Genomic DNA, 15,517 nt, shown 5'->3' with positions numbered 1-15,517 from the left:
GCCTCCCCGCGAGGTGCCGAGGAACCGGAGCGCGCAGGGGATTACCAGGTATGACGGACCAGACCGGAGGCGACCAGCCGCAGAAGACCGTGGCTGAGCTGCTCGCCCAGCACGGTGCCCAGGTCGACGGCAGCCGCCGGCGTCGCCGTCGCGCGGCCGAGGACGACGACGAACCCGGCACCCCCGAAGCCACCGGCGCGACCGGGTCTCACCGGCGCCCCGGCGTCGGCGACACCGGCCCGCAGGCGATCATCGACCGGGTCGCGTCCGAGGGCACCCCGCCCCCGCCGGCACGGCCCACCGGACGCCGCCGCGCCGAACCGCCGTCCCCGCCGCCGCCCGCGCCCCGCGCGGTCCCGCAGGACTCCCAGCCGCTGCCGCGGCCGGTCCCGCCGCCACCCCCGGCCCGGCCCGCGCCGCAGGAGTCGGGCCAGTACCCGAGGCCGCCCCAGGAGTCGGGCCAGTTCGCCCGGCCGCCGCAGGAGTCCGGCCAGTTCGCGCGCCCGCAGGAGTCGGCGCCGCTGCCCGTGCCGCCCCGCGCGCCGCGCCGCCAGCCGCCGCCCCCGCCGCAGCCGTCGCAGCAGCTGCCGACCCCGCCGCCGCCCGCGGCGGAGGAGACCCGCGGGGCCGTCCCGCCGGTCCGGCGACGTCCGCCGCCCCCGCCCCAGCCGTCGCAGCAGCTCCCGGTGCCGCCGCCGCAGCCGTCCCAGCAACTGCCGACGCCGCCGCCCGCCGGCCCGCTCTCGGCGCGTCTGGACGGCCTGAACGGCACCCCCGACGCCGACGTCGACGGCCCGCCGGGGCCGATGGCCAGCGGGACGTTCGCGACCCCGCCCGCCGCGCCCGGCCGCCCGCGTCGCGCTCCCGGCCGCGGTCCGCAGCCCAAGCCGGAGGCGCACACCGAGCAGTTCTCGGCCGTCGGCGACGAGGAGCCGCCCGCGCCGCCGATGCCGAAGGCCGAGGTGCCGCCGCCGTCGTCGCCCGCGGGGCTGGCGAACTGGCGCAAGCGGCGCCAGAAGGAGCAGATGGAGGACACCGAGATCGGCGTCATGCCGGTGGTGCCCACCGAAACCCCGGACACCGGCTACCCCGAGGACGACTTCGAGCCCGACGACTTCGCCCCGGAGGGCAGCGGCTACCAGGCCGCCTACGACGCGGGCCCGCCGACCGGCGCGTACCCGCCGCCGATGCCGTTCGCGCCCGGCGACCGCGCCTCGCGCGCGCCGATCCCGGACGACCTCGAGCCCTACGAGCGCGAGTTCACCGACGGCTACCCGTCGGACGGCCCGGACTTCGAGCAGGACGACTACGGCTACGAGCAGGGCGAAGGCTACGAAGACGACGAGTACGACGACGTGCCGGAGCCGGTCGCGGAACCCGCGGCCGCGGCGTCACCCGGCAAGGCGTGGCTCGCGCTGGCCGGGCAGCTCGCGATGGGCGTCGTCGGCGGCGCGGCCGTCTGGCTCGGCTTCAACTGGCTGTGGGTGAACATCCCGGCCGCCGCGCTGGTCGCCGCGTTGCTGGTGGTCGTCGCGCTGGTCTGGATCGTCCGGAAGATCCGCCGGGCCGAGGACCTGCAGACGACGGTGCTCGCGGTGCTCGTCGGCCTGGTGGTGACGGTCTCGCCCGCCGCGTTGCTGCTCGTCGGCCGCTGACGTGTGCTGAAGGGGACTTTGCTCGCATCAGATGCGAGCAAAGTCCCCTTCAGCGCGTCCGGTGCCACCAAGGTCCCCTTCACGAGGCAGGATGGCGCGCGTGACAGACGAGCAGCCCGTCCCCGTCGGCCTCAGCACGGCGTCCGTCTGGCCGCTGCGCGCGGGCGCGGCCTTCGAGCTGGCCGCCGAGCTCGGCTACGACGGCGTCGAGGTGATGGTCTGGGCCGACCCGGTCAGCCAGGACGTCACGGCGCTGCGACGGTGGTCGCGGCGCACCGGCGTGCCCGTGCTGTCGATCCACTCGCCGTCGCTGCTGATCACCCAGCGGGTCTGGTCGCCGGACCCGGTGGTGCGGCTGCGGATGTCCGTCGACGCCGCGCTCGAGCTCGGCGCGCGCACCGTCGTGGTGCACCCGCCGTTCCGCTGGCAGCGCCGCTACGGCGACGCGTTCGGTGATCTCGTCGACGAGCTGGAGGCGTCCAGCGGCATCGAAATAGCGGTCGAGAACATGTTCAAGGTCCGGCCGCCGGGCGGTTCCCGCAATTCCCGCGTGTCCGCGTTCCGGCCGTCGATCGACCCGACGGACGTCGGTTTCCGGCACTACACGCTCGATCTGTCCCACACAGCGGCAGCCGCGATGGACGCGCTGGCGCTCGCGCAGCGGATGGGCGAAGGCCTCACGCACGTCCATCTGGCGGACGGCACCGGCGTCCCGAAGGACGAACACCTGGTACCCGGACGCGGCGGCCAGCCGTGTGCCGAGGTGCTCGAGAAGCTGGTCAGCAGCGGTTTCGGCGGCCAGATCGTGCTGGAGATCAACACGCGGCACGCCGTCACGCCCGCCCAGCGCGTCCGCGACCTGGCCGAGGCACTGCTGTTCGCGCGGTTCCACCTCGGGCAGTGAGTGCGCACGTTCCGACAGGACACGACTACTCCCGACTCCATTTCCGCCGGTCCAACACGTAAAGTTCCGACTGTGAACCCGTTGCGCTCGTTGCTCGTCCCCTTTCCGGATTCGGCCATCGGCACGGAACGTTCGTGAGCGGAACGGACGGCACCGCCCTGTCCTTCGACACGGCGAGTGCGGCGCGGTCGCTGGGGGACGGCACCTTCACCGCGGTGCTGCGTGCGGAGTGGGCCATCGGCTCGCACCCGCACGGGGGTTTCCTGCTGGCCCTGCTGGCCAAGGCGGCGATCGCCGCCCTGCACGAGCGCGGTGAGCCGCACGCGGAGCCCCTGGTGGTCAGCGCGGAGTTCCTGCACGCGCCGGCGTTGGGCCCGGTGCTGCTGCGCACGGACGTCCGCAAGGTCGGCCGCCGCGCGACGGTGGTCGAGGTCAGGCTGGAGCAGCGCGGCCGAAGCTGCGTCGAGGCCCGCGTGACGACGGGGCGGCTGCCGATGCGGCGCCCGGAGTGGACGGACGTGCCGTCGATGCCCGCCGAGCCCCCACCGGGAGCGCTGGCGATGGCGGAGAGCACGGAGGGGCCGTTCAACTTGGCGAAGGGGTGCGAGGTCCGCCTCGACCCGGCGACGGCGGGCTACCTGGCGGGACGCACGGGAGAGCCGCCCCGGATGCGGCTGTGGGTCCGGCCGCGGCACAGCCTGGTGGATCCGTACTTCACGCTGCTGGCCTCGGACGTGAACCCGCCGGTGGTGATGAACCTCGGCCGCATCGGCTGGGCCCCGACGGTCCAGCTGACGGCGCTGCTGCGGACCCGCCCGGCACCGGGGTGGCTGCGGGTGGTGGTGGAGTCGAGGTCGGTGAACGAGTCGTGGTTCGACTCGGACGCCACGGTGATCGACGCCCAGGGGCGGCTGGTGTGCCAGGCCCGCCAGCTCGGCCTGGCCCCGGCTCCCGGCGGCTGAGGCGGGCTGAAGGGCCCTTTCCTGGCATGTGGTGAGCGGAAGGGCCCCTTCAGGGCATGAGATGAGATGAAGGTCCCCTTCAGCCCGGGCGGCTGGGGGTGGGTGCGCGCCTCGGCTCCGGCCGAGCCCCGGGGGCGGCGGGGCGGCCGAGCGGCGCGCGGGCGATCGGCGGGCTGAGGGTGGTGCGCGTGTCTGGCGGCCGCTCGGCTCGCGTGGCACGGGCGGCTGGGCGGCGGCCCGGCGGGCGTCCTGAATGACTCATTCAGGGCGTGGGAGGTCCTGAATGACTCATTCAAGACCTCGCCCCGGCCCCGCACAGCCAAAACGCGTTTGGCACGCTTGTCGCCATGACGGTCATCGCGGTGCTGGGTGCGGGGAAGATCGGCGAGGCGTTGCTCTCGGGGCTGCTGCACGGCGGCCACGAGCCGGGCGACCTGCTCTTCACCGAGCGGTACCCGGCGCGCGTCGAAGAACTCACCACGCGCTACGGCATCCGCGGCGTCGAGGTCGAGGAAGCCGCCAAGCAGGCCGACGTCCTCGTCGTCGCCGTCAAGCCGCAGGACATCGAGCCCGTTCTCGACGAACTCGCGCCGCTGCTCGGGCCCTCCTCGCTCGTCGTCTCGCTCTGCGCCGGCCTGCCCACCTCGCTCTACGAACGGCGCCTCGCCGAGGGCGTTCCCGTCGTGCGGGTCATGCCGAACACGCCGATGCTCGTCAACGAAGCCATGAGCGCCATCTCCGCCGGCCGGTACGCCACCGCCGAGCACCTCGCCGTCGTGCGGGACCTGCTCTCGCACGTCGGCAAGGTCGTCGAGGTTCCCGAAGGCCAGCAGGACGCCGTCACCGCGCTCTCCGGTTCCGGGCCCGCCTACTTCTTCTACCTGGTCGAGGCCATGATCGACGCCGGGATCCTGCTCGGGCTGCCGCGGGCGCTCGCCGGGCAGCTGATCATCCAGTCGGCCGTCGGCGCGGCGAAGATGCTCAACGAGTCCGACGAGCACCCCGTGCTGCTGCGCGAGGCCGTCACCTCGCCCGCCGGGACCACCATCAACGCCATCCGCGAGCTGGAAAAGCACGGCGTCCGCGCCGCTCTGCTCGCCGCCATCGAGGCCGCGAAGGACCGGTCCGTCGAGCTCGGCAAGGCTCACGAAGAGGACTGATCCCGGGGCCGCCAGCCCGCGGCCCACGCGTCGAGCCGCACGAGCGTCTCGAACAACGAACGCCCCTGGTCGGTGAGGGCGTACCCCGCTGTGTGGTCGACCAGGTCCGCCTCGCCCAGCTCGCGCAGCCGCGTGCTCAGCACGCTCGACGAGACGCCGTCGCAGCGCTGCTGCAGCTCCCGGAACGTCGGCTTCGCGCCGTCGCGCAGCTCCCAGAGGATCCGCAACGCCCAGCGGCGGCCCAGCAGGTCGAGCAGCGCCATGATCGGGCGGCCGGTCGCCGAACCGCGGACGGGACGGCCGGGCAGAGGGGTCATCGTGCTTTCCTTTCCGAAGCGCCGATGTTAGCGTGCCCGGTATGCCTCTGAAATCGAAGCAGCCGCGCATCGCTCCGCTCGAGCCGCCGTTCGACGTCGAGGCCGCCGCCGCGCTCGACCAGCTCGGGCCGCCCATCCAGCTGTTCCGCGTCTGGGCGCGACGGCCCGATCTCGCCCACGGCGTCGCGAGCTGGGGCCGCTACTACTTCTCGCGCCGCTCGGCGCTGAGCGTCCGGCAGCGTGAGCTGGTCATCGACCGGACGACCGCGCTCTGCGGCGCGGACTACGAGTGGGGCGTGCACGTCGCCACCTTCGCGGAGAAAGCCGGGCTCGACGCCGCGCAGATCCGGTCGCTGGCCGGTGGGAATCCCACCGACGCGTGCTGGGACCCGGCGGACCGGGCCCTGCTGGCGGCCGTCGACGAGCTGCACGCCACCTGTGACCTCGGCGACGCGACCTGGGCGGACCTCGTCGCCGCCGTCGGGGAGGACGGCGCCCTCGACGTCCTGCTGGTCAGCGGCTGGTACCACGCCATCTCGTTCACCGTCCGGGCGCTGCGGCTGCCGCCGGAACCCGGCGCCGCGCGCCTGAATTCGCCGTAATGGGCGATTCCGGTGGTCTTGCACGCGCGGGCGCGCGTGCGTTAGCACTGGTAGGGGCCCATCTCGGTGACAGGCGTCGCATTAGTCCCACCAGTCCCGCTACTCTCGATAGAGCACGTGCGTGTCGATACCACAGGTGGGGAAGCCTCGTGGCGCGACACGTGTCGAAGGACGCGGTAAACATGTCGCCGAACAAGAAGGAGGAGCTGCCCGCAGTCGGGCAGGTCCAGTTCCTGACGGTCGCCGAGGTGGCCACGCTGATGCGGGTCTCCAAGATGACCGTCTACCGTCTCGTGCACTCGGGTGAGCTGCCCGCCGTCAGGGTCGGGAAGTCCTTCCGGGTGCCGGAAAAAGCAGTGCACGAGTACCTCCAGGGCGCTTACTACGACGTGGGGTGAACCCCGTCGCGGCCGGCGGCACGTCGCCTTACGGCGTGCCCGCCGACCGGCCCGCACCGGGTGCCGGGTAACCTGGAAAACCGCTCGTGCCTGTGCGCTCCACCCGTTGGACGCTGCGCCGGGCAGCGTGACCGACGACGACCTAAGGAGCGCCCATGGGCTCTGTGATCAAGAAGCGCCGCAAGCGCATGTCGAAGAAGAAGCACCGCAAGCTGCTGCGCCGCACGCGAGTGCAGCGTCGCAAGGCCGGCAAGTAAGCCCAGCCGAGCGTAGCCGTGGCCCGTCCAGTCTCTGGGCGGGCCACGTCCATGTGGTGGACCGGTTCCCCCCGTTCGAGTGAGGTCTTCGTCGCATTCCGGGGGAATGGCGGTTAATAGCACGTAAGACACCCCTGAGCTACCACTGAAGAGCGGTAACATCTCAAGGGCGTCCGCGCGATGCTTCCAGCGAGTGCAGGCCCGCGCACTTCGGGTGATCGTCCACCCCCACCACGCCCTACGCCTCAGGGAGTCGCATGCCGTCGAACATCGTGCTCGTCACCGGAGTCGCCGGGGAACTGGGCGGGAAGCTCCTCGCCCGGCTGGGCAACAACCCCGACTTCGAGCGGGTCATCGGTGTCGACACGGTCGCCCCGGACAAGACGGTGCTGCAGCGCATGGGCCACGCGGAGTTCGTGCGCGCGGACATCCGGAACCCGTTGATCGCCAAGGTGATCAGCACGGCCAAAGTGGACACCGTGGTGCACGCGTCGTGCACCGCGCACCCGGCCGGGCCGGGCCGCCGCACCGCGATCAAGGAAGTCAACGTCATCGGCACCATGCGGCTGCTGGCCGCCTGCCAGCGCTCGCCGCTGGTCCGCAAGCTGGTGGTGAAGTCGACGGCGGCCGTCTACGGCGCCGGCGCCCGCTCGCAGGCGGTGTTCACCGAGGACTCCGAGCTGATCCCGACGTCGAGCAGCGGGTACGCGAAGGACGCCGTCGAGATGGAGGGCTACGTCCGCGGCCTGGTGCGCCGCCGCCCCGACATCACCACGACGCTGTTCCGCTTCGCCAACATCATCGGCCCGTCGACCGACACCGTCCTTTCGCGCTACTTCGCGCTGCCAGTCGTACCAACGGTCTTCGGCTACGACGCCCGCATCCAGCTGCTGCATTCGTCGGACGCGCTGGCGGTGCTGGAACGCGCGGCCCTGGACGACAAACCCGGCGTGTTCAACGTCGGTTCGGAGGGGGTACTCACCCTCTCGCAGGCGATCCGGCGAGCGGGCCGGGTCGAGCTGCCGATGCCGCGGAGCGTGGTGCCGTCGGTCGGCAAGGTCCTGCGCGGGGCCCGCGTGGTCGACTTCTCCGCCGACCAGGTCCGGCTGCTGAACTTCGGCCGGGTCGTCGACATCACCAAGCTGAAGAACGAGTTCGGGTACACCCCGCGGTGGACCACGCGCGAGGCGTTCGACGACTACATCGTCGGGCGCGGCTTGAGGCCGGTCCTCGACGGCGGCAAGCTGGCGGGCTTGGCCGGGAAAGTTCTCGTCGCGGCCGCGACGGGACAGAGCCGGTGACCGCATCTTTCGGGGGGCCGGGTGGCGGAGCCCCCGGCTCGGAGCGGAGCTCCGGTTGTCGCAGACCGCACGACTTGAACGACTTCGAAAGCGAGGCGGGAACGGTGGGCGGTGCCGAGGCGCAGGTCATCCCCCTGCACGGACCGGGCCGGGAAAAGCCGGAAGCGCTGGAGGCCGAACGCGACCTCCGTGAGCAGGAAGCGGCGGCACGGGAGGACGCGCCGGTCGTCGCCTTCCCCGGCGCGGACCGGGTGGCGCAAGCGCCCGAAGTGCTCTCCGACGCCGCCCGCTCGGCGCTCGGCTTCCTCCGCGACCGCCTGACCGGCGACTACACCGTCGACGAGTTCGGCTTCGACGCCGAGCTGACCGACGCGGTGTTCCTGCCGCCGCTGCGCGCGCTGTACAAGAAGTGGTTCCGCGTGGACACCTTCGGCGTCGAGAACCTCCCGTTGTCGGGCGGCGCGCTGCTGGTGTCCAACCACTCGGGCACGGTGCCGCTGGACTCGCTGATGACGGCGGTCGCGGTGCACGACGAAACCGGCGGCCGCCACCTGCGCGGCCTCGGCGCCGACCTGGTGTTCCAGCTGCCGCTGGTGGGCTCGTTCGCCCGCAAGTCCGGGCAGACGCTGGCCTGCAACGCGGACGCGGAACGCCTGCTGCGCGACGGCCAGCTGGTCGGCGTGTGGCCGGAGGGCTTCAAGGGCGTCGGCAAGCCGTTCTCGTCCCGGTACAAGCTGCAGCGCTTCGGCCGCGGCGGCTTCGTGTCGGCGGCGGTCCGCGCGGGCGTGCCGATCATCCCGGTGTCGGTCATCGGCGCCGAGGAGATCTACCCGAAGCTCGGCGACATCAAGCTGCTGGCCCGGATGTTCGGGCTGCCGTACTTCCCGGTGACGCCGTTCTTCCCGCACTTCGGCCTGCTGGGCGCGATCCCGCTGCCGACGAAGTGGAGCATCGAGTTCGGCGAGCCGATCCGCACGGACGAGTTCGAGCCGGACGCCGTCGAGGACCCGATGCTCGTCTTCCAGCTGACCGACCAGGTGCGCGAGTCGATCCAGCAGACGTTGTACCGGCGCCTTTCCCAGCGGAAGTCCGTCTTCCGCGGCTGACGCTCGTGAGTGTTTAGGGCGGTTCTAACCGCCCTAAACACTCACGACAACGTGCGCCCAGGTCAGCGGCGGCGGTAGGCCATTCCGGCCGCCACCGCGCCTGCCAACGCTCCGGCGCCCAGCACCGACGGCACGCCGATCTTCGCCGCCTTGCGGCCCGTTCGGAAGTCGCGGATCTCCCAGCCGCGCGCGCGGGCGACGTCGCGCAGGCCGCCGTCCGGGTTCACCGCCACCGCCGTGCCCACCGCCGACAGCATCGGGATGTCGTTGGCCGAGTCCGAATACGCCGTGCAGCGCTTGAGGTTCAGGCCCTCACGCGACGCCAGCGCACGCACCGCGTGGGCCTTCGCGCGGCCGTGCAGCAGGTCGCCGACCAGGCGGCCCGTGTACACGCCGTCGCGGGTCTCGGCCACCGTGCCGAGCGCTCCGGTGAGGCCGAGGCGGCGCGAGATGATCGCCGCCAGCTCGATCGGGGTTGCCGTCACCAGCCAGACGCGCTGGCCGGCGTCCAGGTGCATCTGGGCCAGCGCGCGCGTGCCGCTCCAGATCTTGTCCGCCATCAGCTCGTCGTAGATCTCTTCGCTGATCGACGTCAGCTCCGCCACCGTGCGGCCGGCCACAAAGGACAGTGCGCGCTCGCGGTGGGTCTTGATGTCTTCCTTGTTCTCGCGGCCGCCGAGCCGGAACTTGATCTGGCCCCAGACGAACCCGGCCAGGTCGGACGACGTGAAGAACTTCCGCGCGGCGAGTCCGCGGGCGAAGTAGAAGATCGACGCGCCCATCATCATCGTGTTGTCGACGTCGAAGAACGCGGCCGCCGTCAGGTCCGGCGGGGCCGGCGGCGCGGGGGGTTCGGAGAGGGCGTGGGCGGCCTCGGCCGACGCCTCGCCCGCGAGCGTGGCGAGCCGTTCCAGCTCCTGACTCTTATCCCTGCCACGCCAAGCTGACACGCACACCGCCTCCAGGTCTGCCCATGTCCCGGTCCTTCGCACAGGGTAGCGAGCCGCCCACCGCGCCGTCGCAGGTGTGGCCCGGACCTCAGCCGATCACGATCGGGGGCAGGCCCGGCAGCAGCGGCGGCAGGGAAACCAGTGGCGGCGGCGGGGATGTGGTCGTCGTCACCGGCGGTCGCGGCGTCGTCGTCGCCCCGCCGAACACCGGCGGTGGCGTGACGCCGCCCGTCGGCGCCGGGATGCCCGGGGTCGCCGCCGCGTCCGACGGCGGCAGCTGCGTCCCCGTCGGCGTCGGCGCGGTGCTCTCGGCCGAAGACGGCGCCGTCGGCTCCGACGTCGGGACGCTGCCGGCGGACGGCGTCGGCCGCTGCGTGCACGCACCGGTCGCGGGCAGCGGGCCCAGATCGTCGAACGCGCCGGTGGTGATCTCGTAGCAGCTCATCCGCGCGGCCAGCCCATCCGCGCGATCCTGCACCTTGCCGAGCAGCTCGCGCACGTGGCCGAACACGGTCGACGCGTCGGCCGGGAGGGGCTGCGAAGCCAGCCGCGCCGCCTGGTTCCGCGCCCACAGGCGGACGTCCGAGAGCTCCTGCGCGCCGCCGCCGTCGCTGGTCGCCACGGCCGCCAGCTGGGCGACGCCGGCCCGCAGGTCGGCGGCGAAGTCGTCGTAGGCGGTGCGGTAGTCGGCCTCGCTCGCGCCTTGGGCGGCCAGCTCGCCGAGCTCGGTGATCCGGTTCGTGGCGAACTCGAGGTGCTTGCGCGCCTTCGCCTCGTCGCCGAAGGTCAGGCCAAGCGCCGTGGACTCCCCGGCACGCTTCACGCCGTACAGCGCGTCACCGGGCAACGCGTTCCGGGACAGCACGAGCGTCAGCCCGGACAGCATGAGGACGAGGAACAACGCGGCGGCCACCAGGTCGGCGGTCCGCGGCCGCCACCTCCGACGCGGGGTGGTGGCCGCCGCCGTCTCCAGGCGGCCCGCGATCTCCGCGCGGATCCGCTGCCGCGTCTCCAGGTCCGGGGCCCCGGCCGCGCCGAGCTCGCGCAGGGCGCCGACGAGAGCCAGCTCGTCGGCGAACTCGCCGTCCCGCCGCGTGGGGGACGGCTCCAGGGCACGCGCGAACCGCTCGATCTCGGCTCGCTCACGCGCAAACCTCACTGCGCTGCTCCATCCAGGGCCCAGGCCGGTCCTGACACCGGTCTGGCAGGAGTAACGATCCAGAAGCCGTCAGGGTTACCGGTTTCGGTCGACGGGCAGAAAAGTTCGCGGGATCAGCGCAATCCGGTCGGCAGAAGTTGTGCCAAACGGCGTACCGCGCGGTGCTGCAACGCCTTGATCGCGCCTTCGTTGCGGTTCATGATCTCGGCCGTCTCCGCCACCGACAGGCCCTGCAGGAACCGCAGGACGATGCACTCCCGCTGGTCGTCGCCCAGCTCGGCGACGCACCGCAGCAGCTCGGTGCGGGTCGCGCGGCTGATCGCCTCCTGCTCGGGACCGGCCTGCACGGCCGCGCCGACGCTGAACGGCGCCGAACCCGGCTCGGTCACCTCGTCGGTCACGACCTCGAGGCGGAACCGGCTCGACTTCACGTGGTCGAGCACCAGGTTGCGGGCGATGGTGACGAACCAGGCGCCGACGTCACGCCCCTGGTAGCTCACCGACGTGATCCGGCGCAGCGCGCGCAGGAACGTCTCGCTGGTGACGTCCTCGGCGAGGTCGCGGTCGCCGAGGCGGAAGAGCACGTACCGGTAGACGACGTCGACGTAGCGGTCGTAGAGCCGGCCGAACGCGGACGAGTCGCCGTCCTGGGCGGCGCGCACCAGGTCCCAGGCCTCGGCCTTGGCCGCCTCGGCCCGTTCCTCGTCGGCGGACTGCCTGCTCAGCGGCACGGCGGACGACCGGCCGAAGACGCGCTCGGCGAACATGAAGACGGGCCCGCGGCTCACGGTGGTCGGCACGGTCATCGGGCGGCACCTCCGGCGGCGGCTCTGACCCAGTGGGCCACGGTACCCCCGGAACCCGGACGAGCAGGGGCCTGCCGGCTCGCGTGCCCCACGACCCCGTGGGCAGGCAAGTTCGTCACGGCGACTCCCTCTCTCCGGCCGCGGTGGTGATCAACACCACCCCGCGACGCAGTGCAGCATACGTGTAGTTACCGCGAAGTAGGTAGTGGCTCCGGGGTTGCGAAGGAGCGACGCTCGCGGTCAGCACCCATGACGTCGCTCCGAATGACAGACTTGCAACGGTTTTGGCCGGGCGAGGAGAGGTGGGTCGCGGGTGAGTGCCGGAGACGGGACGCAGTCGGGGGTCGGCGGGCTGCTCACACGGGCCGCGGCGACGTGGCCGGACCACCCCGCCGTGCGCGAGACCGGGAGCGGGCGCGGCCTCACCTTCGCCCGGCTCGACGCCGCCGCCCAGGCCCAGGCCAGGCGCCTCGCGGACGCCGGTGTCGAACCCGGCGACCGGGTCGCGCTGCGGCTGCCGACGTCGGTGGACTTCGTGGTCGCCTTCTTCGGCGCGCTGAAGGCCGGCGCGATCGTCGTGCCGATGTCGCCGCAGGCGCCCGGACCCGAGCTGGAGAAGCTCCTCGCGCACAGCGGTGCCAAGGTTGTCATCGAACGCGTCGCCGACACCGAGCTGCCGGACGGCGTGAGCGGCCTCACGCCGGAACCCGACCCGGATGGAGTAGTCGAATTCGTCGACGCGGGCCGCGCGGGCGAGGACATCGCCGTCGTCTCCTACACCTCGGGCACCACCGGCCCGCCGCGCGGCGTGATGCTGTCGCACCGCGCGCTGCTGGCGAACCTGGAGCAGCTCAGCGGCGTCGAGGGCGTGCTCGAGCACGACGACCGCGTGCTCATCACCATCCCGCTCTTCCACGTCTACGGCCTCGGGCCCGGCCTGCTGCAGGCCATCGCCGTCGGCGCGACCGCGATCCTGTCCGAGCGCTTCGAGGCGCAGCGCACGCTCGACGAATGCGCCGAACACGGCGTCACCTCGATCACCGGCGTCCCGACGATGTACGCCGAGTTCGCCGCGCTCGGCGCCGAGGAGCTGCGGCAGGGGCTGGCCACCGTCCGGAAGATGACGTCCGGGGCCGCGCCGCTGCACCCGAAGGTGCTGACCGCCATCCGCGAGGCCTCCGGCCTGGACGTCTACGAGGGCTACGGCCTCACCGAATGCGCCCCGGTGGTGACGTCGACGCTGGTCACCGGCTACCCGAAGCCGGGCTCGGTCGGGCGGCCGCTGCCCGGGATCGAGCTGCGGCTGGTCGACAGCGACGGCACCGACCAGGCCGTCCCGCTCGACCCGGACGACGTCGACGACGTCTTCGAGGCCGAAGGCGAGACCGGGCTCGTGTCGATCCGCGGCGCCAACCTCTTCTCCGGCTACTGGCCCGACGGTGCCCACGGTCCCGACGACGAGGGCTGGTTCCGCACCGGCGACGTCGGCTACCTCGACACCGACGGCGACCTGCACCTGGTCGACCGGGCCAACGACCTGATCATCGTCAACGGCTTCAACGTCTTCCCGCACGAGGTGGAGGAGGTCATCGGGCAGCTGCCGGAGGTGGCCGAGGCCGCCGTCGTCGGCGTGGTCGACGAGCGCAGCGGCGAAGCGGTGAAGGCGTTCGTCGTGCCCGCGGCCGGGGCGGCGCTGTCCGAACAGCAGGTCGTCGACCACTGCGCGGCCCACCTGGCCGGGTACAAGGTGCCGCACCTGGTCGAGTTCGCCGAGTCGCTGCCGCACTCGGCCACCGGGAAGCTGCGCCGCCTGCGGCTGCGGTAGGAAGGCTGAGATATGAAGGACGTCATGGCGCACGAAGTGACGGTCATGGGCCGCGAGGGCTGCCACCTCTGCGAGGTCGCGGAGGCCGACGTCGCCCGGATCTGCGGCGAACTCGGCGTCGCGTGGAAGACCGAGGACGTCGACACGGACCCGGAGTGGCGCGCCGAGTACGGCGACCGCGTGCCGGTGATCCTGGTCGACGGCGCCGAGCACGGGTACTGGCGGGTGGAGGAGGACCGGCTGCGGCGGGCGCTGGCCTGAGCCGTAACACGTCCGTAAGCCCGATCCGGCAGCCGCTTCGCGTTCGCGCTCCGAAGATGGAGACGTGACCACCACGTTGCAGGACGCGCCACCGCGCCGCCTTTCGCTGCCGGTAGCGACGCTGATCGGGCTCCTCGCGCTCGCCGCGGCGCTGGGCGTCGGGCACCTCGTCGCGGGGTTCGTCGGGTACACGGCCTCGCCGTTCATCGCGGTGGCCAACTACGTCATCGACCACAGCCCGACCGGCATCGTGAAGTGGGCCGAGCGGACGCTGGGCACCTGGGACAAGCCGGTGCTCAAGATCGGGCTGGCCGTCGTGCTGGTGCTGCTCGCCCTGCTGGCCGGGCAGCTCTCGCGCCGGACGCCGCGGGCCGGGCAGATCCTCGTGTTCGTGCTCGGCGCGGCCGGGGTGGCCGCGGTCTACGCACGCAGCGACCTCGGCCAGGTCTCCCTGCTGGCGCCGGTCGCGGCCCTGGTCGCGGGGCTCACGGTGTTCACGCTCCTGCACCGGATGGCGCTGCCGCCGGAGGAGGTGCACGACCGCGGCTTCGACCGGCGGAAGTTCCTGCAGGCTTCGGTGGGGGTGGCCGCGGGGTCGGGGGTCGCCGCCGTCGTCGGGCAGTTCGCCGGGACCAGCACGAACGCCGAGGACTCGCGGGCCGCCGTCGGGGCGCTCGTCCCGGCGCGGACCGCGCCGCCGCTGCCCGCGGACGCCGACTTCGCGAAGCTCGGCTCGCCGCCGTTCATCACGCCGAACCCGGACTTCTACCGCATCGACACCGCGCTGGTCGTGCCGCAGATCCGCACCGAGGACTGGAGCCTCCGCGTGCACGGGATGGTCGACCGCGAGGTGAGCTTCTCCTACGCCGACATCCGCGACCGGCCGCTGGTCGAGCGGCGGGTGACGCTCACGTGCGTGTCCAACGAGGTCGGCGGGCCGCTGATTTCGAACGCGACCTGGCTCGGCGTCGACCTCGTCGACCTGCTCGACGAAGCCGGGGTGCAGGCGGGCGCCGAGCAGATGTTCGCCACCAGCGTCGACGGCTGGACGTGCGGCACCCCGGCGAACGTCGCGCTCGACCCCCAGCGCGGCGCGATGCTGGCGATCGGCATGAACGGCGAGCCGCTGCCGGTCGAGCACGGCTTCCCGGCGCGGATCGTCATCCCCGGCCTGTACGGCTATGTGTCGGCGACGAAGTGGGTCGAGTCGCTGGAGTTCACCAAGTGGGACGCGCGGCAGGCGTACTGGCTCAGCCGCGGCTGGGCCGAGCAGGCGCCGATCAAGACCGAGTCCCGGATCGACACGCCGAGCGGCTTCGCGCGCGTGAGCGCGGGCAAGGTCCGGCTGGCCGGGACGGCGTGGGCGCAGCACACCGGCATCGCGAAGGTCGAGGTCCGGCTGGACCAGGGCGCGTGGCAACCGGCGACGCTCTCGGCCGAGGTGAGCAAGGACACCTGGCGGATGTGGTGGATCGAGCTGGACGTGCCGAAGGGGACGCACCAGGCGTCCGTCCGGGCGACCGACCAGGACGGCTACACGCAGACGGAGAACCGCGCCGACCCGGTCCCGGACGGCGCGACCGGCTGGCACTCGGTGACCCTCGACGCGAGCTGACCCGCTCGGCCCCAAGCGCCCCAAGGCGGCCTTGGTTGCGTCTGACGCACCGAAGGCCGCCTTGGTTGCGTCTGACGCACCGAAGGCCACATTGGGGCGCTTGGGGCGAGTTAACGCGGAAGTGCCTGGCGGGCAAGGATTCTGACACCGCGTCATGATCGTGCGCGGCCTGGAACCGCCTCCGACCAGTGACTTTGTGCGCGCGTTCACAAGTGGTCTACCGTAGGGCCATCGCCCCC

The 15,517-nt window shown here is 72.5% G+C and carries 16 protein-coding genes; 12 read left to right on the top strand and 4 right to left on the bottom strand.

Going from position 1 to position 15,517, the window contains the following annotated elements; genetic code table 11:
- Positions 1-50: 50 nt before the first annotated feature.
- The 4 genes from QP939_RS10105 to proC all read left to right on the top strand — a co-directional run bounded on the left by QP939_RS10105 (position 51) and on the right by proC (position 4,681).
- Entirely contained in the window at positions 51-1,655 is a 1,605-nt protein-coding gene (locus tag QP939_RS10105) for an Rv0497 family membrane protein (RefSeq protein ID WP_285456388.1), read from the top strand.
- Positions 1,656-1,746: 91 nt separating this feature from the next.
- The gene (locus tag QP939_RS10100) at positions 1,747-2,559 is read left to right on the top strand and encodes a sugar phosphate isomerase/epimerase family protein (RefSeq protein ID WP_285456386.1); all 813 of its coding nucleotides are present in this window, start codon (positions 1,747-1,749) and stop codon (positions 2,557-2,559) included.
- Between the two features lie 134 nt (positions 2,560-2,693).
- The gene (locus QP939_RS10095; RefSeq protein ID WP_285456384.1) at positions 2,694-3,521 is read left to right on the top strand and encodes a thioesterase family protein; all 828 of its coding nucleotides are present in this window, start codon (positions 2,694-2,696) and stop codon (positions 3,519-3,521) included.
- 347 nt (positions 3,522-3,868) lie between these two features.
- On the top strand, positions 3,869-4,681 hold the full coding sequence (gene proC / locus QP939_RS10090) for a pyrroline-5-carboxylate reductase (protein ID WP_285456382.1): 813 nt from the start codon (positions 3,869-3,871) through the stop codon (positions 4,679-4,681).
- Here the strand turns inward: proC and QP939_RS10085 are convergent.
- On the bottom strand, positions 4,666-4,998 hold the full coding sequence (locus QP939_RS10085) for a winged helix-turn-helix transcriptional regulator (protein WP_285456381.1): 333 nt from the start codon (positions 4,996-4,998) through the stop codon (positions 4,666-4,668). The genes proC and QP939_RS10085 overlap by 16 nt on opposite strands.
- A 41-nt stretch (positions 4,999-5,039) precedes the next feature.
- Between QP939_RS10085 and QP939_RS10080 the strand changes: the two genes are divergently transcribed.
- The 5 genes from QP939_RS10080 to QP939_RS10060 all read left to right on the top strand — a co-directional run bounded on the left by QP939_RS10080 (position 5,040) and on the right by QP939_RS10060 (position 8,662).
- Complete coding sequence (locus QP939_RS10080) at positions 5,040-5,600, top strand: carboxymuconolactone decarboxylase family protein (protein ID WP_285456380.1); 561 nt, start codon at positions 5,040-5,042, stop codon at positions 5,598-5,600.
- Between the two features lie 182 nt (positions 5,601-5,782).
- Positions 5,783-5,998 carry a helix-turn-helix domain-containing protein gene (locus QP939_RS10075; protein ID WP_285456379.1) on the top strand — a complete coding sequence of 72 codons (216 nt, stop codon included), beginning with the start codon at positions 5,783-5,785 and terminating at the stop codon, positions 5,996-5,998.
- A 155-nt stretch (positions 5,999-6,153) separates the two neighbouring features.
- Positions 6,154-6,255 (top strand): 30S ribosomal protein bS22, encoded by a 102-nt coding sequence (locus QP939_RS10070; protein ID WP_007030867.1) that lies wholly within the window; start codon positions 6,154-6,156, stop codon positions 6,253-6,255.
- Between the two features lie 257 nt (positions 6,256-6,512).
- On the top strand, positions 6,513-7,556 hold the full coding sequence (locus QP939_RS10065; RefSeq protein ID WP_285456376.1) for an NAD-dependent epimerase/dehydratase family protein: 1,044 nt from the start codon (positions 6,513-6,515) through the stop codon (positions 7,554-7,556).
- Between the two features lie 74 nt (positions 7,557-7,630).
- Positions 7,631-8,662 carry a lysophospholipid acyltransferase family protein gene (locus QP939_RS10060; protein ID WP_285456375.1) on the top strand — a complete coding sequence of 344 codons (1,032 nt, stop codon included), beginning with the start codon at positions 7,631-7,633 and terminating at the stop codon, positions 8,660-8,662.
- Between the two features lie 62 nt (positions 8,663-8,724).
- Here the strand turns inward: QP939_RS10060 and QP939_RS10055 are convergent, their stop codons facing one another.
- From QP939_RS10055 to QP939_RS10045, 3 genes are all read right to left on the bottom strand, one after another.
- A complete protein-coding gene (locus QP939_RS10055; protein WP_225439945.1) occupies positions 8,725-9,612 on the bottom strand; it encodes an HAD family hydrolase in 888 nt (295 codons plus the stop codon).
- An 88-nt stretch (positions 9,613-9,700) separates the two neighbouring features.
- The gene (locus tag QP939_RS10050) at positions 9,701-10,771 is read right to left on the bottom strand and encodes a DUF5667 domain-containing protein (RefSeq protein ID WP_285456374.1); all 1,071 of its coding nucleotides are present in this window, start codon (positions 10,769-10,771) and stop codon (positions 9,701-9,703) included.
- Between the two features lie 113 nt (positions 10,772-10,884).
- Positions 10,885-11,577: a sigma-70 family RNA polymerase sigma factor gene (locus QP939_RS10045; protein ID WP_285456373.1), complete on the bottom strand. Its 693-nt coding sequence runs from the start codon at positions 11,575-11,577 to the stop codon at positions 10,885-10,887.
- 313 nt (positions 11,578-11,890) lie between these two features.
- Between QP939_RS10045 and QP939_RS10040 the strand changes: the two genes are divergently transcribed.
- The 3 genes from QP939_RS10040 (at position 11,891) to QP939_RS10030 (ending at position 15,278) form a co-directional block, all read left to right on the top strand.
- Complete coding sequence (locus QP939_RS10040) at positions 11,891-13,402, top strand: AMP-binding protein (protein ID WP_285456372.1); 1,512 nt, start codon at positions 11,891-11,893, stop codon at positions 13,400-13,402.
- A 24-nt stretch (positions 13,403-13,426) separates the two neighbouring features.
- Entirely contained in the window at positions 13,427-13,663 is a 237-nt protein-coding gene (locus QP939_RS10035) for a glutaredoxin family protein (RefSeq protein ID WP_285456370.1), read from the top strand.
- A 64-nt stretch (positions 13,664-13,727) separates the two neighbouring features.
- Positions 13,728-15,278 (top strand): molybdopterin-dependent oxidoreductase, encoded by a 1,551-nt coding sequence (locus QP939_RS10030; protein ID WP_285456369.1) that lies wholly within the window; start codon positions 13,728-13,730, stop codon positions 15,276-15,278.
- Positions 15,279-15,517: the final 239 nt, after the last annotated feature.

Origin of the sequence: Amycolatopsis nalaikhensis, from assembly GCF_030264295.1 — a bacterium.
GTDB classification, from domain to species: Bacteria; Actinomycetota; Actinomycetes; order Mycobacteriales; family Pseudonocardiaceae; genus Amycolatopsis; species Amycolatopsis nalaikhensis.
The sequence above is the reverse complement of the archived record's forward strand: the minus strand, read 5'-3'. Positions and strand labels throughout refer to the sequence as shown.